Genomic DNA, 613 nt, shown 5'->3' on the forward strand with positions numbered 1-613 from the left:
GCTTATCCCTTTATGCGCTTTTCTGTCGTCACGTAAGGTAACAACTCAAGGGATCGCTTTTATTGATTCCACCAAAATTGCCGTTTGTCATAACCTTCGTATTCCTCGTCATCGGGTATTTGAGGGAATGGCACAACGAGGAAAAACCAGTACCGGCTGGTTTTATGGCTTTAAACTTCATTTGGTTATCAATGATTGCGGCGAATTGTTAGCCGTGAAACTCACCGCAGGAAACACGGATGATCGCCAGCCAGTCAAAGCGCTGACAAAAGGATTAACAGGATGTTTGTATGGTGATAAAGGGGACTTATCCCAGGCTTTATGTGATGAATTGGAAGCAGAAGGTGTCACGTTAATCACGAATGTCCGGAGTAACATGAAAGCCAAGGCATTATCTCTCTGGGATAGATTGATGTTAAGGCGGCGGTTTTTGATAGAAACTGTCGTTGATCAGCTCAAGAATATTTCTCAGATAGAGCATTCAAGGCATCGCAGTCAACTCGGTTTTTTATTGGAAGTTACTGCCGGCCTTATTGCTTATACATTCCAACCTAAAAAACCGAGCTTGAATCTACGGGATAATGAAATCGCTATTTTTAAACGAAGCTGAGGT

1 protein-coding gene is annotated in these 613 nt (G+C 42.7%); it reads left to right on the plus strand.

The window, feature by feature from the left end; all coding sequences use genetic code 11:
• Positions 1-610, plus strand: a 610-nt coding sequence (locus Xentx_RS18280) for an IS982 family transposase (protein WP_074021893.1), incomplete at its 5' end; no start/stop codon positions are given.
• Positions 611-613: the final 3 nt, after the last annotated feature.

The sequence above is a fragment of the Xenorhabdus thuongxuanensis genome (assembly GCF_001908095.1).
In the GTDB taxonomy this organism is placed as follows: Bacteria; Pseudomonadota; Gammaproteobacteria; order Enterobacterales; family Enterobacteriaceae; genus Xenorhabdus; species Xenorhabdus thuongxuanensis.